This window comes from Thiorhodococcus minor (genome assembly GCF_010820565.1).
In the GTDB taxonomy this organism is placed as follows: Bacteria; Pseudomonadota; Gammaproteobacteria; order Chromatiales; family Chromatiaceae; genus Thiorhodococcus; species Thiorhodococcus minor.
On sequence record NZ_JAAIJQ010000037.1, the window covers coordinates 36,234 to 57,417 of the forward strand.

20 protein-coding genes and 1 tRNA gene are annotated in these 21,184 nt (G+C 64.3%); 12 read left to right on the forward strand and 9 right to left on the reverse strand.

The window, feature by feature from the left end; all coding sequences use genetic code 11:
* Positions 1-8 precede the first annotated feature (8 nt).
* Positions 9-1,592: an NAD+ synthase gene (locus tag G3446_RS13510; RefSeq protein WP_245232492.1), complete on the forward strand. Its 1,584-nt coding sequence runs from the start codon at positions 9-11 to the stop codon at positions 1,590-1,592.
* An 86-nt stretch (positions 1,593-1,678) separates the two neighbouring features.
* Complete coding sequence (locus tag G3446_RS13515) at positions 1,679-2,017, forward strand: P-II family nitrogen regulator (protein WP_164453360.1); 339 nt, start codon at positions 1,679-1,681, stop codon at positions 2,015-2,017.
* A gap of 134 nt (positions 2,018-2,151) precedes the next feature.
* Here G3446_RS13515 and G3446_RS13520 read toward each other — a convergent pair whose 3' ends face one another.
* Positions 2,152-2,979 carry an outer membrane protein assembly factor BamD gene (locus G3446_RS13520; protein WP_164453361.1) on the reverse strand — a complete coding sequence of 276 codons (828 nt, stop codon included), beginning with the start codon at positions 2,977-2,979 and terminating at the stop codon, positions 2,152-2,154.
* A 166-nt stretch (positions 2,980-3,145) separates the two neighbouring features.
* On the opposite strand from G3446_RS13520, the gene rluD reads away from it, so the two are divergent.
* The 6 genes from rluD (at position 3,146) to gshA (ending at position 9,800) form a co-directional block, all read left to right on the forward strand.
* Positions 3,146-4,126: a 23S rRNA pseudouridine(1911/1915/1917) synthase RluD gene (rluD, locus tag G3446_RS13525; protein WP_164453362.1), complete on the forward strand. Its 981-nt coding sequence runs from the start codon at positions 3,146-3,148 to the stop codon at positions 4,124-4,126.
* Positions 4,107-4,838: a peptidoglycan editing factor PgeF gene (gene pgeF, locus G3446_RS13530; RefSeq protein WP_164453363.1), complete on the forward strand. Its 732-nt coding sequence runs from the start codon at positions 4,107-4,109 to the stop codon at positions 4,836-4,838. Before rluD ends, pgeF begins: the two co-directional genes overlap by 20 nt.
* 40 nt (positions 4,839-4,878) lie before the next feature.
* Positions 4,879-5,400 (forward strand): glycine cleavage system transcriptional repressor, encoded by a 522-nt coding sequence (locus tag G3446_RS13535; RefSeq protein ID WP_164453364.1) that lies wholly within the window; start codon positions 4,879-4,881, stop codon positions 5,398-5,400.
* 3 nt (positions 5,401-5,403) lie between these two features.
* Complete coding sequence (gene def / locus G3446_RS13540) at positions 5,404-5,907, forward strand: peptide deformylase (protein WP_164453365.1); 504 nt, start codon at positions 5,404-5,406, stop codon at positions 5,905-5,907.
* 186 nt (positions 5,908-6,093) lie between these two features.
* Positions 6,094-8,193 (forward strand): carboxy terminal-processing peptidase, encoded by a 2,100-nt coding sequence (locus tag G3446_RS13545; RefSeq protein ID WP_164453366.1) that lies wholly within the window; start codon positions 6,094-6,096, stop codon positions 8,191-8,193.
* A 2-nt stretch (positions 8,194-8,195) separates the two neighbouring features.
* Positions 8,196-9,800 carry a glutamate--cysteine ligase gene (gshA, locus tag G3446_RS13550; protein ID WP_164453367.1) on the forward strand — a complete coding sequence of 535 codons (1,605 nt, stop codon included), beginning with the start codon at positions 8,196-8,198 and terminating at the stop codon, positions 9,798-9,800.
* Positions 9,801-10,169: 369 nt separating this feature from the next.
* Here gshA and G3446_RS13555 read toward each other — a convergent pair whose 3' ends face one another.
* The 5 genes from G3446_RS13555 to nth form a co-directional block, all read right to left on the reverse strand.
* Positions 10,170-10,814 carry a hypothetical protein gene (locus G3446_RS13555; RefSeq protein WP_164453368.1) on the reverse strand — a complete coding sequence of 215 codons (645 nt, stop codon included), beginning with the start codon at positions 10,812-10,814 and terminating at the stop codon, positions 10,170-10,172.
* Positions 10,815-11,228: 414 nt separating this feature from the next.
* Positions 11,229-12,626, reverse strand: coding sequence for a Si-specific NAD(P)(+) transhydrogenase (sthA, locus tag G3446_RS13560; protein WP_164453369.1), 1,398 nt, complete (start codon positions 12,624-12,626; stop codon positions 11,229-11,231).
* Between the two features lie 331 nt (positions 12,627-12,957).
* Complete coding sequence (locus G3446_RS13565) at positions 12,958-13,389, reverse strand: host attachment protein (protein WP_164453370.1); 432 nt, start codon at positions 13,387-13,389, stop codon at positions 12,958-12,960.
* A gap of 431 nt (positions 13,390-13,820) precedes the next feature.
* Positions 13,821-14,246 (reverse strand): DUF1841 family protein, encoded by a 426-nt coding sequence (locus G3446_RS13570; RefSeq protein WP_164453371.1) that lies wholly within the window; start codon positions 14,244-14,246, stop codon positions 13,821-13,823.
* Positions 14,247-14,349: 103 nt separating this feature from the next.
* Positions 14,350-14,994 (reverse strand): endonuclease III, encoded by a 645-nt coding sequence (nth, locus tag G3446_RS13575; RefSeq protein ID WP_164453372.1) that lies wholly within the window; start codon positions 14,992-14,994, stop codon positions 14,350-14,352.
* 155 nt (positions 14,995-15,149) lie between these two features.
* Between nth and G3446_RS13580 the strand changes: the two genes are divergently transcribed.
* The 3 genes from G3446_RS13580 (at position 15,150) to G3446_RS13590 (ending at position 17,275) form a co-directional block, all read left to right on the forward strand.
* Entirely contained in the window at positions 15,150-15,926 is a 777-nt protein-coding gene (locus G3446_RS13580; protein WP_245232490.1) for a lytic transglycosylase domain-containing protein, read from the forward strand.
* Between the two features lie 173 nt (positions 15,927-16,099).
* Positions 16,100-16,546 carry a hypothetical protein gene (locus tag G3446_RS13585; RefSeq protein WP_164453374.1) on the forward strand — a complete coding sequence of 149 codons (447 nt, stop codon included), beginning with the start codon at positions 16,100-16,102 and terminating at the stop codon, positions 16,544-16,546.
* An 18-nt stretch (positions 16,547-16,564) separates the two neighbouring features.
* A complete protein-coding gene (locus G3446_RS13590) occupies positions 16,565-17,275 on the forward strand; it encodes a hypothetical protein (RefSeq protein WP_164453375.1) in 711 nt (236 codons plus the stop codon).
* A gap of 70 nt (positions 17,276-17,345) precedes the next feature.
* Here G3446_RS13590 and G3446_RS13595 read toward each other — a convergent pair.
* The 3 genes from G3446_RS13595 to G3446_RS13605 all read right to left on the reverse strand — a co-directional run bounded on the left by G3446_RS13595 (position 17,346) and on the right by G3446_RS13605 (position 18,981).
* A tRNA-Leu gene (locus G3446_RS13595) sits at positions 17,346-17,432 on the reverse strand.
* Positions 17,433-17,516: 84 nt separating this feature from the next.
* A complete protein-coding gene (locus G3446_RS13600) occupies positions 17,517-17,960 on the reverse strand; it encodes a tetratricopeptide repeat protein (RefSeq protein ID WP_164453376.1) in 444 nt (147 codons plus the stop codon).
* Between the two features lie 202 nt (positions 17,961-18,162).
* Positions 18,163-18,981, reverse strand: coding sequence for an inositol monophosphatase family protein (locus G3446_RS13605; RefSeq protein ID WP_164453377.1), 819 nt, complete (start codon positions 18,979-18,981; stop codon positions 18,163-18,165).
* 103 nt (positions 18,982-19,084) lie between these two features.
* On the opposite strand from G3446_RS13605, the gene G3446_RS13610 reads away from it, so the two are divergent.
* Positions 19,085-20,587, forward strand: coding sequence for a mannose-1-phosphate guanylyltransferase/mannose-6-phosphate isomerase (locus G3446_RS13610; RefSeq protein WP_164453378.1), 1,503 nt, complete (start codon positions 19,085-19,087; stop codon positions 20,585-20,587).
* Positions 20,588-21,184 lie beyond the last annotated feature (597 nt).

Genomic DNA, 21,184 nt, shown 5'->3' on the forward strand with positions numbered 1-21,184 from the left:
TCGTCCAGATGAATCCCCTGGTGGGGGATGTCGCCGGCAATGCCGAGCGCGTCATCGCTGAGGCCGTGCGTGCCCGTGAGGGGGGGGCGGACATGGCTGTTTGCCCGGAGCTGGTGCTGACGGGCTATCCGCCAGAGGACTTGCTGCTGCGCCCGGAGCTGCACGCCCGTGTCGAGACCGCCCTGGCGCGGATCCAGGCCGAGGTCCAGGGCATTACGCTGATCATCGGCTATCCCAGGCGCTCGGTTGGGGGGCTCTTCAACGTGGCGGGTGCGATTCGCGACGGCGAGGTGGTCGCCGAGTATGCCAAGCAGCAGTTGCCGAATTACAGCGTCTTCGACGAGAAGCGCTACTTCCAGCCGGGTGCGACGCCAAGGGTCTTCGAGCACCAGGGGCTGCGCATCGGCTTGAGCGTCTGCGAAGATATTTGGCAGGACGGGCCGACCCAGCAGGCGGCGGCCGCGGGCGCGCAGATCCTGGTCAACATCAACGCCTCGCCCTTTCATGCAGGCAAGCGCCGTGAGCGAGAGGCCTTGGTCTCGCGCCTGGCGCGCGACACTGGCATGGCGATCGTCTATGCCAACCTCGTGGGGGGGCAGGACGAGCTGGTGTTCGATGGCGCCTCCTTCGTGGTCGACGCCGGCGGCGCGGTCGTCCAGCGCGCGCCCGCCTTCAGCGAGCTGTCCTTCCCGCAGGCCTTCGATGACGCAGCCCGCGCCTTGCCGGCGTCGGCACCGGCCGCCGCCGCGCCAGCGAGCGACGATGAGACGATCTACGATGCCTTGGTCCTGGGCGTGCGCGATTACGTCCGCAAGAACGGCTTCAGCGGCGCCGTCTTGGGGCTGTCGGGCGGGATCGATTCGGCCCTGACGCTCGCGATTGCTGCCGATGCGCTGGGGCCGGACGCCGTGGAGGCAGTGCTCATGCCTTCGCGCTATACCGCCGACATGAGTAACGAAGATGCGCTCGAGGAGGCGCGTCTGCTCGGCGTTGAAGCCCAGAGTATCTCGATCGAGCCGGCATTCGAGACCTTCTTGGAGATGCTGGCGCCCGCCTTTGCCGGGAAGGCCGTGGATGTCACCGAGGAGAATATCCAGGCCCGCTGTCGCGGGATCATCCTCATGGCGATCAGCAACAAGAGCGGCCGTATCCTGCTGACGACGGGCAACAAGAGCGAGATGGCGGTTGGCTATGCAACCCTCTATGGCGACATGGCGGGCGGCTTCGCCCCCATCAAGGACGTGCCCAAGACCTTGGTGTACCGGCTCGCCAATTGCCGTAACCAGCGCTCGCAGGTGATTCCGCAGCGGGTGATCGACCGCGCGCCCTCGGCCGAGCTGCGTCCGGACCAGGTCGACCAAGACAGCCTCCCTCCTTACGAGGTATTGGACGCCATCCTTCGCCTCTATATCGAGGGTGACGAGGGCATCGACGCCATCGCGGCCAAGGGCTATTCGTTGGAGATGGTGCGTCGCGTCGCGCGCCTGGTCGACCGCAACGAGTACAAGCGACGCCAGGCCCCGCCTGGTGTTCGCATCTCCGAGCGGGCCTTCGGTCGAGACCGTCGCTACCCGCTGACGAATGGGTTTTGAGGCTTGCGCCCCTGCTGTTCATGACCCTATCCCAATCATATACTTCCGGGCTAAGCTCAGCCCTGACCCTTATACGGAGAGATTGAATGAAAAAGGTCGAAGCGATCATCAAGCCCTTCAAGCTGGACGATGTCCGCGAGGCATTGTCCGCAGCCGGCATCACGGGAATGACCGCCATCGAGGTCAAGGGCTTCGGTCGCCAAAAGGGCCATACCGAGCTCTACCGCGGCGCCGAGTACGTGGTGGACTTCCTGCCCAAGGTGAAGATCGAGCTGGTGCTTGCCGACGATCAGGTCGAGAGCTGCATCAACGCCATCACCACGGCGGCTCGCACCGGCAAGATCGGTGACGGCAAGATCTTCGTGTCGGACGTGTCTCGCGTGGTGCGCATTCGTACCGGCGAGGAGAACGAATCGGCGATCTGATGGACCTGGCCTGCCGGGCGCCTGTCCCGGCGTGTGCCGGCTGCCGCAAAGGCAGCGATCGACCCTGCCGCTAGGCGGTCGATCACGCCAGGCGGCACGATTCTGGTGGTTGTGGTGCCGGCGCCGGTCGGCGCTCAGTTCTCGTCGAGCTTGAGATAGTCCCAGAGCTTGCGTGCGAAATCCGCGTCTTCGGGCTGGGTCTCGTCCGCGATGAAGCGCCCCGCTTGCCGGTTCACCTCGAGCACGCGCCGGGCGTCCGCGGCCAGGTCGTCCTTGCCGAGCGCCTCGTAGGCGTCGGCGAGCACCTCCAAGGCATCGTCCACGGCGCTGGTGCGCTGAAAGCGCTCGATGACATAATTGGCCCGGTTGGCGGCGGCGACATAGGCCCCGCGCTTCATATAGTAGCGCGCGACATTGACCTCGTTCTTCGCCAAATTGCTGCGCAGATAGACCATCCGCTGGCGCGCGTCCTGGGCGTATTTGCTGTTGGGAAACCGCTCGACCAGGACGGAAAAGTCGTTGAAGGCGTCCAATGCCGATCCGGGATCGCGCTGCGACGCGTCGGTCGGGATGAACCGATCCAGGAAGCCGACGCTGCGGTTGTAGTTGACGATGCCCTTGAGATAGTAGGCATAGTCGACGTAGGGATTCCGCGGGTAGAGCTTGATGAAGCGATCCGCGGCCGCGATGGCGTCCTCCGGCTCATCGGCCTTGTAGTGCGCGTAGGCGACGTCGAGCTGGGACTGCATGGCGTAGCGGCCGAATGGGTAGCGTGCCTCGAGCTTCTCGTAGAGCTCGACGGCACGCTTGTAGTTGCCCGAGTCCAGCTCGGCGGCGGCCTCCGAATAGAGCTTCGACGCGCTCCAGCCCTCTGTCGGGTCGATCTTCTTGCCGAAGACCCCGCAGCCGGCGAGCGCGGCCACGAGCAGTAGCACTGGCAATCGTGATAACGTTCGTCGCATGTCGAGTCAGCATCCGTTTCAAATCCTGGGCAGTATACCCGAACGCCGGAGCACGAGGCGCGGCCGCGAGGTCATCGGCTCAAGCCGCTCATTGCGTAAGCGGGGCCGCTGAGGCGATGAGTCTCGATGTTGGCGCAGGGCTGCATCGTCGCCATTGCCAGGCTCGATGACCGGCCTCCCGAGAGAGCAGGTGCAGCGGCATCTGCAGGTTGACGCGGGCTTGGCCGGTCGTCGGCTCGATCAAGCCCTCGCCGCCCTGATGCCCGAGTTCTCGCGCAGTCGGCTCCAGCAGTGGATCGATTCGGGCCAGGTGCTCGTCGATGACAGCCCGCGCCGCAGCCGCGACAAGGTCTGGGGGGGGGAGCTGATCCGGGTGCAGGCCGAGCTGGAGGCCCAAGGCGATTGTCTTGCGCAAGCCATTGCGCTCGATCTCGTCTACGAGGATGACCACCTCCTGGTTGTGGACAAGCCCGCGGGGCTGGTCGTCCATCCCGCCGCCGGGAACCCAGACGGGACCCTTCAGAACGCGCTGCTGCACCACGAGCCGGCGCTTGCGGCAATTCCGCGCGCCGGTATCGTGCACCGGCTGGACAAGGACACGAGCGGCCTCCTGGTGGTCGCCAAGACGCTGGAGGCGCACAGCGCGCTGGTCGGTCAGCTCCAGGCGCGCGCGGTACACCGCGAATACCGGGCGCTGGTGCAGGGCGGCTTGGTGGCCGGTGGCAGCCTGGACGCGCCCATTGGGCGGCATCCGACAAACCGGATCAAGATGGCGGTGGTGCGTAATGGGCGCGAGGCGGTGACCCACTACCGGGTGTTGGAGTCTTTCGCGGGGCATACGCTGTTGTCGGTCGAGCTCGAGACGGGGCGCACGCATCAGATCCGGGTCCATATGGCGCACATTCGCCATTCGCTGGTCGGCGATCCCGTCTACGGCGGCCGGCCGAGGCCGCCGCAAGGCTGCTCGCCACAGCTCAGGGCGGCGCTTCAGCAGTTTCCCCGTCAGGCGCTGCACGCGATCCGGCTGGGGCTGATTCACCCGGAGAGTGGCGAGCCGATGGCCTGGGAGGTGCCGATGGCGCGGGATCTCGACGCCTTGCTCGGTCTCTTCAGACAGGAGGCCGGACATGCAGATTCTCACCCCTGACTGGCCGGCGCCAGCTCAGGTGCGGGCCTGCTCGACGACCCGCCTGGGCGGCGTCAGCGAGGGGCCCTATGCCAGTCTGAACCTGGGCGATCATGTCGGCGACGATCCCGCGCGAGTCGCTCTTAATCGCGACCGGCTCGAGGTCCACCTCGATTTGCCGGCCAGTCCGCGCTGGCTGCGTCAGGTCCATGGCTGTGACATCCTCGCCCCAGGTGCCGGCCACTCCGGCGCCGAGGCCGATGGCGCGATTGCGGCGACACCTGATGAGGTGTGCGTGGTGATGACGGCGGATTGCCTGCCTATCCTGATCTGCGACGAGCGGGGGCAGGAAGTGGCCGCCGTGCACGCAGGCTGGCGTGGCCTGGCGAATGGTGTGGTCGACCGCGCCTTGATGGCGATGGCCGCCGAGGCGGGACGGCTGCTGGCCTGGCTCGGCCCAGCGATCGGGCCGTCCGCCTTCGAGGTCGGCGTGGAGGTCCGCGACCAATTCATCGCCGCGGATCCGGGGGCGGCCGCTGCCTTCCGGCCGAGCGGCGACAGGTGGCTGGCGGACATCTTCACGCTGGCGCGCCTGCGGCTGGGGCGCCTAGGGGTCGAACGTGTCTACGGCGGCGGCGATTGCACCTATTCCCAGCCGGAGCGCTTTTTTTCCTACCGTCGCGACGGTGTGACCGGACGCATGGCGAGTCTGATCTGGATCGCGACGCAATGAAAACGGTCTGTTGGAAGACGATCAATCGAGATGGCAAAGCATGGCTGAGTGGAATCTGTTGACGCTTGTGGGGGCTGACCGCCCCGGGATCGTGGCGCGCGTGACGCGCCTGCTCTGCGGGCTGGGCTGCAATCTGGGCGAGGCCTCCATGATCCGCTTGGGTGGCAATTTCACCATCATGATGATGGTGAGCGGCGCGAAGCCGGATGATGCGGTGCTCGCCGCCTTGGCCCCGGTCGTCGAGGAGATGGATCTCAGGGTCCATCTGGACCCGTCCCACGGTGGGCTGCACCACCACCTGGCTCCGAACTATCAGGTGCGCGTGGTGGGCGCCGACCGCGCGGGGATCGTCGCCGACGTGACCGAGATTCTGGCCACGCGAGGGTTCAATATCCTGGAGCTGGAATCGGACGTTGCGGGCGAGCGCGACCGCCCCATCTACATCATGAACATCCAGGGCTATTGCGGGGAGACGCTGGAGGCGCTGGACGGCGCGCTCGCCCCCTTGGCCGAGCGCGGGGTCTCCGTGGATGTCTCTCCCGTGGACGTCCTCATCGGCTGAGCAATGGCAGTTCTCGACATCCTCAAGCTCCCAGACGAGCGCTTGAAGCAGTCCTCCGAGCCGGTCGAGTCCTTCGATCGGGAGCTGGGCGACTTCATCGCCGACCTCGAGGAGACGCGCCAGGCCGGTCCGGCGGCCGTCGGCATCGCGGCGCCGCAGGTCGGCCGCTTTCAGCGCATCGTGATTCTCGACGTTTCGACACGACCCAAGACGCCGAACAATGGCTACCTGGTCCTGATCAACCCGGAGATCGTCCATTGGGAAGGCTATGCGATGGGCAGGGAAGGCTGTCTCTCGGTTCCCGACTACACTGGCAACGTGATTCGCGCCACGCAGATCCGCCTGAAGGCGCAAGATCCGGAGGGGCGTGTCCAGGACTACGCGATGGAGGGCTTCGAGGCGCGCGCCGCTCAGCACGAGATCGATCACCTAGACGGCCTCCTCTTCGTCGACCGTGTCGTGAGCCGGCGCACGGATCTTTATCGCCGCAAGGTTTACAAGTCCTGAAAGTGGGCCAATTTTTTGCAACAATCCCTGCCAGCCGTCTGGGCGGGCGCCTTGCTGGTTGAGCGGAGCGCAGCGGGCCAGGGAGAGTGCCTAGGCGCAGCCGGGTCCATCCGACCGGTTGACGGAAACCACCGCTGACAGTCCTTGTCTCTCAATGGACGAGCATCGAAATATAGAGTGATACCCATGAGACAGCGCCTGTACCAATTCCAGCTCGTCCTTCTGCTGATGCTGGTCACGGTCACGGCCCTTGCCAAGCCGCACCCGGTCCCGCTTTCCGAGCTCTTTCCGAGCCCTGGGCAGACCAAGGCCGCGATCGTCATCAACAAGGTGCTGGAGCGTTATCACTACCGCAAGGTCACGCTCAATCGCGCCTTCGCCAAGCAAGTCCTGGACAAGTATCTCGAAGAGCTGGATCCGAACCGTTCCTTCTTTCTGGCGCGTGATGTCGATCGTTTCGAGACCGGGTCGCGGAATCTCGACGAGAGTCTGCGCCGCGGCGAGCTCGACATCGCCTTCGATGTCTTCCGCGTCTACCGCATGCGCGTCGACGAGCGCGTTGCCTACGCACTCAAGCTCCTCGACGGGCGATTCGATTTCGACGTCTCGGAGACCTTTACCTTCGATGCCGAGCAGGTGGGCTGGGCGAAGGACAGCGGCCAGCTCGACGAGCGCTGGCGCAGGCGTGTCAAGAACGACTTCTTGACCCTGCGGCTGGCCGACAAGAGCGACGACGAGATCCGCGACCGCCTCCGCAAGCGCTACGAAGGTCTCGCACGGCGCATCCATCAGTTCAACGGCGACGACGTCTTCCAGGCCTTCACGAATGCCTACACGGAGTCGATCGAGCCGCATACCAGCTACATGTCGCCGAGCACCTCGGAGAACTTCGACATCAGCATGAAGCTCTCGCTCGAGGGGATCGGCGCCGTCTTGCGGGCGGACAACGAGTACACCCTGGTGCAGAGCACGGTGCCGGGCGGACCGGCGCGCGAGTCCGGGCAGATCCACGCGGGGGATCAGATCGTGGGCGTTGCCCAAGGGCTCGATGGGGCGATGGAGGATGTCGTCGGCTGGCGTCTTGAGGACGTGGTCGAGAAGATCCGTGGTCCCAAGGGCTCGGTGGTGCGGCTGCAGATCATGCCGAAGACGTCGGGCTCGACCGGGCACGCCCGCGAGATCTCGCTGGTGCGCAATGAGATCAAGCTCGAAGACCAGGCGGCCAAGAGCTCCGTGGTCGAGGATCTCGGCAAGGCTCCCGGCATGAAGATCGGCGTCATCGAGATCCCCGCCTTCTATCGCGACTTCGAGGCCGAAGGTGCGGGCGATCGCGACTTCCGCAGCACCACCCGTGACGTGCGCAAGCTGATCAACGACCTCGTCATGCGCGGCGTCAATGGCATTGTGATCGACCTGCGCGGCAATGGCGGTGGCTCGCTGGCGGAGGCGACCTCCTTGACCGGGCTCTTCATTGATAAGGGGCCGGTGGTCCAAGTCAAGGACGCCTTCGGCAAGGTGGATGTCGAGGCCGATACCGACCCAGGCGTCGCCTATACCGGGCCGCTCGCCGTCCTGGTCGATCGCGAGAGCGCCTCGGCCTCGGAGATCTTCGCCGCGGCCATACAGGACTACGGGCGCGGCCTGATCATCGGCGAGCCGACCTTCGGCAAGGGCACGGTGCAGACGCTGATCGACCTCAACCGTTATGTGCCAGGCGATCACGCTGACCTTGGTCGTCTGCGCCTGACCATGGCCGAGTTCTTCCGGATCAGCGGTGGCAGTACGCAGCTGCGCGGCGTCGAGCCGGATATCAGCTTCCCCAGCGCGCGCTACATGACCGAGCACGGTGAGCGCTCGCTCGACAACGCACTGCCCTGGACGCGCATCGATCCGGCGAAGTTCACCAAGGCAGGAGCCTTGAGCTTCGATATCTTGAAGATGAAATCGGATGCGCGGACCGCGAAGAATCTCGGATTCAAGATGCTCGAGGAGCGCAGCAAGCTGATGCGGGATGTCGAGGAGCAGAAGCAGGTGTCCCTGCGTGAGCGCGAGCGGCGCGTTAATGAAGACCAGCGCGACCATAGGTTCAAGGCGGAGCGCGATCTCTTCCTGAGGTCCAAGGGGATGACCCCGGTCGACGAGGATGCCGATCAGGTCGACGAAGACGCCTTGGACGCCCAGCGTGACGCTATCGCCCGGATCGAGGTCGAGGAGGCGGCGCGCATCCTGGTCGACGCCATCCAGCTGGAGCGTGGCAGCAGCCCTCGGGCGGTCATGAGGGACTGAGCTTGACGTTTTTCGCAGAGACCCTCGAGCGGCGTGTCGTCCGTCTCGAGGACGCGGGCGCGGCGCGCGCGCTCCAAGACAATCGAATCGGTCTCGAAAAGGAAGGGCTGCGTGTCTCCTGCGGCGGGCGGATCGCCGAGTCGCCACATCCCGCGGCCTTGGGGTCCGCCCTGACGCACCCCTACATCACCACTGATTTCTCGGAAGCCCTGCTCGAGCTCATCACGCCGGCGCTGACCGAGCCGGAGGCGGTGCTCGGCTTCCTGCACGACGTCCACACCTATGTCTACCGTCACCTGGGCGACGAGCTGCTGTGGGCGACCAGCATGCCCTGTGTGCTCGAAGGCGGCGCGCGGATTCCCCTAGCCTATTACGGCACCTCCAACGCGGCCACCATGAAGACCGTCTACAGGCGCGGACTCGGCAATCGCTACGGACGGACCATGCAGGTCATTGCCGGGGTGCACTTCAATTTCTCCTTTGCCGACACCTTCTGGTCGCTCTATCAGGATGTGCGATCCTCGGGCGATGACAGGGGGGGGTTTCGCTCCGAGTCCCAGATGGGCATGATCCGCAACCTGCAGCGGCTCGGCTGGCTCATACCCTACCTCTTCGGTGCCTCGCCTGCCGTCTGCGCGAGCTTCGTGCAGGGGCAGGAGACGGATCTGGAGCGCTTCGACGAGACCACGCTTTACTATCCCCACGCCACCTCCCTGCGGATGGGCGATATCGGCTACCAGAACAAGCAGGAAGAAGGCACCGGCATGAAGGCCTGCTACGACAGCCTGGACGCCTACGTGCGGAGCCTGACCTGGGCGATCGAGACCCCTTGTCCGCAGTACGAGACCATCGGTGTCAAGATCGGCGATCGCTACGAGCAGCTGAGCGCCAATGTCCTGCAGATCGAGAACGAGTACTACAGCACGGTCCGACCGAAGCAGATCACCGAATGGATGGAGAAGCCCTCGCTCGCCCTGCGTCGGCGGGGTGTCGGCTACGTGGAGCTGCGCTCGCTCGACGTGAATCTGTTCGAGCCCGTTGGTGTCGGTCGCGAGCAGCTGGATTTTCTCGAGACGCTGATGCTGTATTGCCTGCTGCAGGAGAGTCCGCGCATCGGCAGCCGCGAGCGGCGTGACATCGACGAGAACGAGGTCCTGACGGCGCATCGCGGTCGCGAGCCAGGTCTGAAGCTCGCGCGGAATCGCTCCGCGGTGACGCTGAAGCAGTGGGCCGAGGAGGTCATCGAGGACATGCAGGCCGTCGCTGCACTGCTCGACGGGGCTTCGGATGGCTCGCATCGCCAAAGCCTGCGTCGGCAGTCGGCCAAGGTCGCGGACTCGGAGCTGACACCCTCGGCCATGATGCTGAGCGAGATGCGGGAGCGCCGCGAGGGCTTCTTCGCGATGGCGCGGCGCCGCTCCTGCGAGCATCAGGAGTACTTTAAGCAGCAAGGCCTGGACGAGGGGGGCGCGCAAGCGCTCGACCAGTGGGCCCGCGTCTCCATCGATCGTCAGCGCGAGATCGAGGCCGCCGATGATCAGACCTTCGACGACTTCCTGCGGGCCTATGCCGCGCAGTCGGAAAGGCCTGTCTCTCCGCAAGCCTAGATCCTAGATCCGGCAGTTGACCGCTTCGTGCTTCAAGCAACGCCTTGACCACTTTCAAGATCGGGGCTTTCTGCTGGCTCACCCGCCGGGTGAAGCCCGCTATGGCCCCCAGTGTACGCCCCGCGCGGGCGCCTGGCTGCGTTGCAACGCGTTGTCGTAGAACCACTACGACGCCTCGTTTCGCCTTGCCGGACACCATGCTGGACGCACCCTGGAGGCCGTCCAACCGCCGGATCTAGGTAGATAGGGCGGTGAGCGGCCAGACTCGGGCGGCCAGCCTCCAAACGCACAGCGGCCCCGATCGCGCTCGCGATCGGGGCCGCTGATGCAGGCTCCGCGGCGGACGGCAGGGCCGCCCGCCATAGGCACTTACTCGGTGCTGGTCTGGGTGTCCTGCGGGGCTGCCGCCTGCTGCTGAGGCGCTGGCATCATGCCGGGGGCTGTGCCGTAAGTCGGATAGGGGAAGGGGCGATTCGCCCGCATGGCGCGGCGCTGCTCGCTCATCGCCTTTAAGGCCGCGCGACGTGCTTCCATCCGCTTCTGCGACTCGGCACGGTAGGCATCCATCTCCTTCATGCGGTCCTGGATCGAGCTAGGCAGCGCGGGGGCGGCGAGCTCAGGCATTGCGGGGGCCGCGGGGAATCGGCCGATCTCGGGGAATGCCGGCATCTCGGGCATGGCCGGGTACTCGCCGAGCGCGGGGACCTGGGGCATCTCCGGGAAGGCGGGTGCTGCCGGGAAGGCGAAGGGCTCGAAGCCAGGCGCCGTGGGGTACTGCCCCTGCATATCCTGTAGCTTCGCCATTCGCTCCTCGGCGGCCTTCTTCTGAGCCTCGAAGGCCTCCTGCATGGCCTTGGTCTGCTGCTCCATGAAGGCCTGCTGCTGCTCGACCATGGCCTGTTGCTGCTCTTGAGTCATGACAGGCGGCTGATAGGGGGCTGCATACCAGGCGAAGACAGAAGAGGTTGCTGCTGCGAGTGCGATGGCCGAGGCCGCTTTGATCATTTTCGACATGAAACACACCTAAATCGTTTTTGGAAGAAGATTGAGATAGGCCGAGCAATAAGCCGTGTGACGTCCTGTGTCCGTTCTTTGTATTCCTGTGCTGAGCGCCTGCGGACGCCGCGCTCAACTGGCTTCCAGCGATGTGCTGGTAGCCAATTAGGGCATGAGTATATAAGAAAATGATTAAATAGCAATAGGTCGTCGGAGAATCCTACTGCTATACCGCTCCTCGCCGGGTTGGCGGGAATCGGCCCGGCGAGCGCTTAGGCGATTGCCGGAAATTCTTATACCAGGTGGCGCCGGATTGGGGTCCGCTTTCAAGGAGCGCCGACAGGAGCATAGCTGGGCTCTGTGACTGGCGGGGCGACATAGAAGGTGGGCGTCAAGACAAGCCAGATGGTATGGGAATTGACAGAAATCGCCTTAGAAGAGCCGATTCAGTCCGTTGAGCGCCGCGACACGATAGGCCTCGGCCATGGTCGGGTAGTTGAAGGTGGTCTCGGTGAAGTAGCGTAGGTTGTTGGCTTCGCCTTGCTGCGACATGATGGCCTGGCCGATGTGCACGATCTCGGCGGCCTGCTCGCCGAAGCAGTGGATGCCCAGGATCTCGAGCGTCTCGCGATGGAACAGCAGCTTGAGCATGCCGACGGTATGCCCTGTGATCTGGGCGCGCGCAATGCTCTTGAAGTCGGCCTGCGCGACCTCGTAAGGGATGTGGCTGGCCGTTAGCTCGCGCTCCGTGCGGCCGATGGAGCTGATCTCGGGGACGGTATAGATGCCGGTGGGAAACTCTTCGATGAGCGACCAATCGCAGGCGCCGTCGGCGATGTGCGCCCCGACGAAACGGCCCTGGTCATAGCTCGCACTCGCCAGTGCCGGCGGGCCGACGACATCGCCAACAGCGTAGATGTGCGGCAGGGCCGTCTGATAGCTGGCGTTCACATCGAGCTGGCCGCGCGCGTTGGGCGTCAGGCCGATGTCTTCCAGGCCCATGTCCTGTGTGTTGCCAGTGCGGCCGTTGGCCCAGAGCAAGACGTCCGTCTTGAACTTCTTGCCGGACTTGCAGTGCAGAACGACCCCCTCCTCATCGGTCTCGACGCGGTCATAGGTCTCGTTGTGACGAATGACGACCCCTTGCTGGCGCAGGTGGTAGCTCAAGGCGTCCGTGATCTCGTCGTCCAGGAATGACAAGAGGCGGTCCCTGGTGTTGACCAGATTGACCTTGACGTCGAGCGCGCCCAGGATCGAGGCATACTCGCAGCCGATCACACCTGCCCCGTAGATGGTCAGGGAGCGCGGCGTGTGCTGAAGCGCAAGCACGGAGTCGCTGTCGCGGATGCGCGGATGGTCGAAATCGATATCCGGGGGATGGTAGGGGCGCGAGCCCGTGGCGATCGCGAAGTGCTTCGCGCGCAGCTCTTCCGTGAGACCACCCGGACGACGCACCTCGATGAGGTTGGGCTCGATGAAATGCGCCCGCCCGAAAATGACATCCACGCGGTTGCGTCGGTAGTAACGGTAGCGCGTTCGCACCTGGTCATTGATGACGCCGTCCGCCGCCCGGAGCAAATCCGGGAATTCGATATCGACCTGATGCTGCGTGTGCTGGAAGAGCGGATTGCGGCGATAGTCGGCCAACAGTTGGATGGAGTGACGCAGGGCCTTGCTTGGGATGGTGCCCCAGTGGGTGCAGCCGCCGCCGACTGCCCCGTGCGCCTCGACGACGGCGAGTCGTTGGCCGGCCTTGGCGAGCTTCATGGCGGCGCCTTCTCCGCCGGGTCCGGTTCCAATGACGATGGTGTCGAAATCGCGTGCGGTCATCGCTGCTCCATCTCGCGGCTGCTTCGGATCGGCCGCTGTGCCCGACTCGGGGCAAGCCGCGCCACGGCGCTGCCGTGTCTCCCGATCGCCTGAGAGGCGGCGCGCCAGTGGCTGCCCGACAAGATCTCAGAGGTTATCACGAATGCTGCGCGTCGCTCCGCGGCGGGCGGCGCGAGGACTGAGGGTGTTGGTGGGATGGTGTGCCTTGTCGCTGGGGCGAGGGGGTGGCGTTGGCAGTGGGCCGCGATCCTCGAGATGGCTGGTCCCGACGCACTCTCGGACTGAGGCGATGCCGGGCCGGCATCGCCTCAGTGCTCCTCTTGTGCCCTGACTAGAGAAAGTCGGGTAAGTGCTTGCGAATCGTCTCGGGCGGCTGGGTCGTCAAGTTCTTGTCGAGCTCCGCGGCTATCATCTGTTTGAGTGAGCTCGATTGGTGCTTGCGCAGGAGCCCGAGCAGCGAGGGCGAGGCGACGATGTAGAGCTTGCCGAAGCGGCCTTCCTTGCGCGCTACCTCGAGGTCCTCGCAGATGAGGCTGGCGAAGCGGTCGGCGTTCTCCTGCTTGTGCGCGTCTTCACCATTGACGCCGTGAGCGCCGGCGCCCGGGGTTTGGCTGCGACCACCCTTGTCCGTGATGAGGTCGCCTTCGTGGAGTCTGCCTTCAGGGAAGGTCATGGAGCTGACTTCAGTTAAGGGGCCCGCGGCCTTTTCGGCGATGAAGAATCGGGCGCGGCTGTTGTCTGCAACCAGGATCCAAGTCGGCATAAGACTTACCTTCCTCGTGGGTTGTGCCTGGGCATCGGGTGTCCGGGCAGTGAGACTCGATCAGGCGCTCCCAGTGCTGCTGGATCCGGTCGTCTCGACGCGCAGGCACATATCCCTGCAGTCTGCTTCTATCCGCGTCCGAGGCGTCCCCGGAAGACCCGCCGTTCTCGCGCGGCGGTGGCGTCTGAGCACGGGCTCGTCCTGAAACCGCCCTCTCGAGCCGAGATCTGATTCAATGCCAATCTGGCTCTCGATCAAGGTCTAGCATGGAAGCGACCGACTCAGCGAGCACCCGGGGTCCTTGCGGCGGGCAGTCTGGGCGTCTTGGCCGAGGGTGCCGCAGTCGGCGCCTTCCTTGGTCGAGTGTAACAGGCGTGTCATGAAGATGCGCCTGGCCATCGAGCACGGCGCGTGGCGAGTGCGACGCCCGGCTAGGTCGCCCTTCTGATGCAGTCGAGATAAGTGGTCTCGTCGAAGCCTTGGTGGCCTTGCTGGGCCGCCCATAGGGCTTGGGCGAGGCACTCCATGATGCGATGCTCCGCCGTATGCGCATCTGGGCAGTGTTTGCGCAATGCCTGGAACAGGGTGCGAATTCCCGCCGGGCGGTCGATGCTGAGCTGCTCGTGAACCGCGATGTGCAGTCCCATGTGGAAGAAGGGGTTGGCCTGCCCGGTCTCGGCACTGAAATCCTTGTCGACGATCTGCTCGCCGCTCTCGAGCATCGGCTGATATTCGGGATGCTGGCGGATCACGCTGACGATCTGGGCTTCGACCGGCTCCAGCGGCTCGTCGTTGGCGGCTTTGCGCCATGCCTGGACGAAGATGCGGCGGTGGGTCTCTCGATTCGTGGCGAGCATAGGGGCTGTTCTTTCGAGGTCTCGGTGTTCTGGGTCTATAGCGCTTTGGGCTGCCAGGCGGCTGCCTGGCTGCGCCGCAAGTCTGTCTCTGAGCCGATCTCGGCTAGGCAGCACCCTCCAATCGCTTGCCCGGGTATTCGCACAGGTCCGAAATGCGGCAGGACCCGCAGCGCGGCTTGCGGGCGGTGCAGACATAACGCCCGTGGAGGATGAGCCAATGGTGTGCGTCCTTGCGGAATTCCTTGGGCACATGCCGCAGCAGCCTCTGCTCGACGGCAAGGGGTGTCGGTCCCGAGGCGATCCTTGTCCGGTTGGCGACACGAAAGATGTGAGTATCGACGGCGATCGTCGGCTCGCCGAACGCGGTGTTCAGGATCACGTTCGCGGTTTTGCGACCGACGCCGGGCAAGGCCTCGAGCGCCTTGCGGTCGCGCGGCACCTCGCCGCCGTGGTGCGAGGCGAGGGTGGCGCAGGTCTTGATGATGTTCTTCGCCTTGCTGTTGAAGAGTCCGATGGTTCGGATGTGCGCCTTCAGCCCCTCCTCGCCGAGCGCGAGCATGGCCTCGGGCGTGCCGGCGGCGGCAAAGAGCCCGGCGGTGGCCTTGTTCACGCTCTTGTCGGTGGCCTGGGCCGAGAGAATGACCGCGATGAGCAGCTCGAAGGGGCTGTGGTAGACCAGCTCCGTGGTCGGCTCGGGGTTGGTGTCTTTGAGTCTCTCGAAGATCTGCCGGCGTTTCTCAGCGTTCATCTCTTGCATTGTATTCAAGACTGTCGTCTGATGTGGCACGTCCTGTGCGCCGCTTCAGTGGTCGACTCCGAGGCTTCGCGGATGCCGCCGGACACTTTGGGCAATCCGCCTCAAGCCATTCCACGCCAGACAGATGCCAGGGTAGATAGATGCCAATGAAACTATTGGTGGGGACGCTCGCCCTGCTGCTCGTGCCAGTGGCCTGGGCGACGACGGATCCAAGCCAGCCGGTAGCCAAGTCCCCATCGGGCGACGCGGCCTCGGCGAATGCTCCGGCCTCCCGGGCGTTCCCGGCGCCGCCCAGCAGCCCCAAGCCGAGCCGTGGGCAAATCAACGCCCTGGTCAAGCGAGTCTCCCGGCAGTACGGCGTCGAAGAGGCGCTGGTGCGCGCCGTCGTCGCGGCCGAGTCGGGCTATGATGCCCACGCCGTCTCGCATGCAGGTGCCGTTGGCTTGATGCAGCTGATGCCCGCTACTGCCGCGGATTATGGTGTTCGCTCGGTGCGGGCGCTGTTCGACGCCGAAACCAACCTGCGTGCCGGAACGCGGCATCTCAGGCGGCTGCTGCGAAAGTATGGTAACGATTACGGCCGCGTCATCATGGCCTACAACGCCGGCGAAGGCGTGGTCGACCGCACCAACAGCCGCGTGACCTATCGCGAGACGCTCAACTATACCGAGGCCGTGATCAAGAACTACCGCCGCTATGGCGGCAAGGCCCCGACCCAGGCGGCGCTCAACCAGGTCTACGCCTTGAGACGCGTGAGCAGCGCCGGCCAGGCGAGACGTCTCATGAAGAAGTTCCTGGATCCGTCGTTGCTGTCCTTGAAGGTCAAGCCCACTCTGGATGCGCGCTTCTTGAGTCCGTCGCTCCACGAGGTCGGCCCCGAGAGTCGGCCGATGTTCGAGCTGGAAGCCAAATCCGCTCCTTGAGAGCTGTGACGGCATTCAAAATCGCCATCTCGGATCGCGAGTGCGGGCGCCAAACGCGCTATATTACAGGCATTGAGGCGCGAGTCGATCGGGCGGTTTCGGCGTCGCCGCCATGCGATCGCGCAGCTTGCGAGAGATATGTCAGAGTCCGAGGCGACCGGTAAACGAGACCCATGAACCAAACGCTTCAGAAATTGCGGGAGCTTGCGCAGGAGAGCGTCCTCAGCGCCGAGGACTCCATCGTCCAGAAACGTGAGATCTTCGCCTCCTGCGCGGAGCTTGCCGCGCCGCTGATCCAGGCCTTTAGGGACGTCGAGAACGAATTCGTGCGCATCACCGTGATGCGTCAGATCTGGCCCTATGACTTCGATCGCCGGGACGACCGGGTGGCCGGCCTCCTGGTGAACATGATCGGTCCCAAGGAGGCCCCCATCGGTCTGAAGATCGCGGTTCCACATGGCTTCCTCCAGTTCGAGGTCATCATGAAACCGGGCTCCCCGCCCGTGTACTCCTGTGTTCGGGATACCCACGGGCAGCGGCCGCTGGCGATGGACTTCCCGAGCTCGGAGGCCTGGCTCGAGTTCTTCTACAAGTCGATCGCCGATCTCATCGAGCTCTGATCTTGCCGCAAGGCAGCGATGCCTGATTTCTCCGTCGCGCTCGCAGTCTACGACTTCGCCCCCGTTGCCCTGATCGGTCTGGCCTTTGGGCTGCTCGTCGCTGTCGCGCGCGCGGTCGATCGCGCCTGCTACCCCATGATGCTGCTGGGTGGCGTCTTGGTCGTCTCGGGCGGCTTCGCGAAGGCACTATGGAAGCTGATCGTCGCGCTGACTGGCCAGGACCTCGGCTGGCTTGCCATGATGCTCTTTCCGCTCATGGCGCCGGGGTTCGTGCTAAGCGCCGTCGCTGCTTGGGGGCTCTTGGACCGGGTGCTTGGCCGGCCCGCGCGACTCGGTTGGTCGGCGGCGCTCCTTGCGCTGGCCCTGATGGCCGTCGCAGTGGGCGTGCGCGAGTGGCTGCTATCCATTCCGCGCGGCTGGTTCTTGCCGCTCTTGGCGTTCGTCAGTCTGGGTAACCTGATCCTGAGCCTGCAGCTGATCCGCATCTCCCTGCGCCTGCGTCGCAGGTCCGCCGCCTTGCTCTTCGGGCTCAATCTCCTCGTCGTCTTCGCGCTTCCACCGATCGCGATCGCTGGACCCGCAACCATCTGGATGCACTGGCTCGAGCAGACGCTGACGACCTTCGGGGCCGGCTGCTTTGCTGCCGCGGCTTATCTGCTATGGCGCTCGACGCAATGCCGGCGTGAGGGTCAAGCGGATCTTGAGTGCGATGAGGACGCTCGTTCTTAGTCCGAGCTGATCGTGCGGGCGGGAGGCGATCGACCGGAGCTGCGCTCCGGTCGATCTCTCGAGAGGGGGTTGGTACCGAGGGCCGGACTCGAACCGGCACGAGGTTGCCCTCGTCAGATTTTGAGTCTGATGCGTCTACCAATTTCGCCACCTCGGCAACGCGGCCCTGGAGTATAGCGAAATCCTGGCAATGATTGGTAGAGGTTGCGGCCCTTTTTCGTCTGATTCGCCCGTTTCGGCCCTAGCGGTCCTCGAAGCCGGCGAGGCGATAGAGCCGCTTTGCCTCTTCGGGGTCTTTTTCGACGCCCTGGCCCTCTTCGTACATCATGGCCAGCGTGGTCAGCGATCCGACTAGACCCTGGTCGGCGGCCTTCTTGAACCAGGCGACCGCCTTTGCGGGATTCTGGTCGACGCATTCGCCCTGCATGTACATAAAGGCGAGACCGTGCTGCGCCAGTCCAAGGCCGGCCTCGGCGGCGTTCTTCATGTACTTGTAGGCCAGCAGCGGGCTCGGCAGCATCCCGAGGCCGTTTTGGGCCATGATGGCCATCCGGTATTGGGCCTCGATGCTGCCTTGCTCTGCGAGCGGGGATAGCAGGCCGGTTGCTCGCGAGAACTGCTTCGACTCGAAGGCGGCGATGCCGCTCGCGAGATCCATGTCGAGACCGGGCTGGTCTTCGCTCATTGTGACTGCTCCTCTTCGTGATGATCGCGCGACTTGACGTCTTGGCGATAAGGCTAGGGCCAAGCTGCGGGTTGGGCGGGGCGATTCAAGCTGAAGAGAGCTTCCAGCCGCCAGCGAACAGCCATCAGCGTCCTGGAATCAGGCGGTTGGGTGCCCCGGTTAACAATGGCGTAGGTTGCCTCGCGACGGGCGTTGGCTCTGCTCAGCCGTCCGCACCGGTCGGGGGGAGGTCGACGAACGCCAGCCAAGCATCGAGAAGGCCCTGGTTTGCCGCGGCAATGGCCAGGCGTGGCGCAAGGTTGGAGGTCGACTCTGCTTGGGTGCCGCCCTTGCCGAAGAGTCGGGTCGCGGCCCCGGCCTCGTCGGCGACGAGCCTGCCTGCGGCATAGTCCCACAGCTTCTGTCCGCCATGCAGATAGAGCTGGAAGCGCCCCGATGCCAGCCAGCACCAGTCCAGCGCGACTGAGCCGATGTTGCGCTGCGACCCAAAGCCGCCGGGGCGAAAGAGTCCGGCAATGCGGCTCGTCGGGATGCGCTTGAGGTCGACGACGGCGATGCACTCGGTCAGGCGCGTCTGCTGTGCGCTGACGCGCAAAGGGCGATCGTTCAGGGTGGCGCCTTGGCCCTTGGCCGCGCAAAAGCATTCGTCTCGCGTGGGGTCGAGCACGATGCCGAGCACAGGTGCTCCATTCTCGATGAGCGCCAGCGAGATGGCGAAGAAGGGAAAGCCGTTGGCGTAATTGCTGGTGCCATCGAGCGGGTCGAGGGCCCAGAAGCTCCCCGGGGTGTTTGCGATCACCCGTTCTTGCTCCTCGGCGCTCATCTCCTCGCCGAGCAGGGGGATCTCTGGAAAGTCGCGCGCCAGTGCGTCGGCGATCCGCCGCTGGGAGGCGATATCCGTCTCCGTCACCAGGCTGCCGTCGCCCTTATGTCTGGCTTGGACCTGTTGCCAGCGCGGGAGGATCTCTTCCGCGGCGGTTTCTCGTAACAAGGCTGCAAGATGGCTCAGATCGATGCTCATGTCAGGCTCACTTCGCTGGCGGTTGACCCTAGCGGTTTGACCCTAGGGGGGCGCGTTGCTCTAATCTGGGGCTCGAAACGCAACTCTGGAACAGGAATCCGCCATGTCCCTGCAGCCCGTCATTCTTTCCGGTGGGTCTGGAACACGCCTCTGGCCGCTGTCGCGGCAAGCTTACCCCAAGCAATTTCTGCCGCTCACTGGGGATTACACCATGCTGCAAGAGACGGTGCGCCGCCTCGACGGCTTGGCGGAGGAGCATCCGCGCGAGGCGATCGCCCTGCTCGATCCCTTGGTGGTCTGTAACGAGTCGCACCGCTTCCTGGTTGCGGAGCAGTTTCGGGGCCTCGGGCGCGGGGCGGCGCGCATCGTGCTGGAGCCATGCGGTCGCAATACGGCGCCGGCGCTGACTCTGGCCGCGCAGGTTGCGACGGAGTCGGGAGAGGACCCCGTTCTGCTGGTGATGCCCGCAGACCATACCATCCGCGACGAAGCCGCGTTTCGCACCGCGGTCGCGGATGCCTGCGTGCTCGCCCGCGAGGGCGCGGTCGTGACCTTTGGCATCGTTCCGAGCAAGCCGGAGACGGGGTATGGCTACATCCGGCAAGGGGCGGCTTATCCCGCTGCGGAGCTTTCCAATGCGGCGTTCGTCCTGGACGAGTTCGTCGAAAAGCCGGATGCGTCCACGGCGGAGGTCTATGTGGCGAACGGAGGCTATGCCTGGAACAGCGGCATCTTCGTGCTCAAGGCGTCCGTGTGGCTGGATTTGATCGAGCGTTTCCGTCCGGATATCGCTGGCGCGATCCGCAATGCCTTCGCGAGCGCGACCCTGGATGGCGACTTCCTGCGCCTGGACACAGGTCTTTTTGAGGCTTGCCCGAGTGATTCCATCGACTACTCGGTGATGGAGCGTCTGTCCGGCACTCGACAGGCGGGGGGCGTGGAAGAGCTGCCCGTGGCCGTGGTCGTCCCGCTGGATGTCGGCTGGTCGGACGTTGGGGCCTGGTCGGCACTGTGGGAGGTGCGCGAGCAGGATGCGGCCGGCAATGTGCTGGATGGTGACGCCTTCGTGCATGATGCCGCGGACAACCTCATCGTCGCGCAGTCGCGCATGGTGGCTGCCGTGGGTGTCAGCAACCTCATCGTCGTCGAAACGCCCGATGCCGTTCTGGTGACGACCAAGGATGCGGCCCAAGAGGTGAAGGCCGTCACCCAGTTCCTGCACAGTGAGCAGCGGGATGAGTGCATGCACCACCAGCGCGTGCATCGGCCGTGGGGCTCCTATGAGTCGATCGGCCGGGGCGAGCGCTATCAGGTGAAGCGGCTGGTGGTCCATCCTGGCGAATCGCTCTCCTCGCAGATGCATCATCATCGCGCGGAGCATTGGATCGTCGTGTCCGGCACGGCGCGTGTTTCCTGTGGCGAGAGCAGTTTCCTGCTGACGGAGAACCAGTCGACCCATATTCCAGTCGGCGCGACGCACCGACTGGAGAATCCCGGCAGCATCCCGCTCGAGGTCATCGAGGTGCAATCCGGCAGCTACCTCGGGGAGGATGACATCGTCCGGTTCGAGGATCGCTACAACCGCGAGCCGACGGAGAAGTGCTGACGCCTGCTCGATCTGCTGCCGCTATGGGGGCTGTTGTTGGACGGAGCCGCTATCGCGGAGAAAGATAGAGCCACCCGCTGGCAGCCTATATCACGTGCTCCCACCGAAATCGGCGTGATTGTCTAGGATGGGAGCATTTTGCGGTAAGGATGAAACTGGTGTCTGTGGTGTAGGACAGCGGCCCGCTCGACGAAAGGACGTTGAGCACGTTAACCTTGATCGCGACGCGGCGGCTGCCGGGAAATGCTCGCGCCAAATAGGCGACAACGATTCGCGGTCATGGCGGCGGCCGACACGGTTGAAGCACCCGCAACTCATCGCTCATCAAGAGCGTAATGCTTTGAATTTTATCAGGAAAAAATGAAAGGCTGGCAGAGATATTGGCGTAACGCCTTATTTTTAAAGAATAAATCTGCTTTCGGCAGAAAAAAGATATTTTCTCTAGCATTGCTTTCGCTTTTTGTCAATGTTCCGGTTTCCAGTATTTCTCTTTCAAGATCAACCCTTTAAAGGGATTTGCAGTAACTTCTCAATAAGTCGTGGCAGCCTTGGCTGAGGAGATCCGTTAGAGTATTGCCTCGGCCCCGAATCCTGACC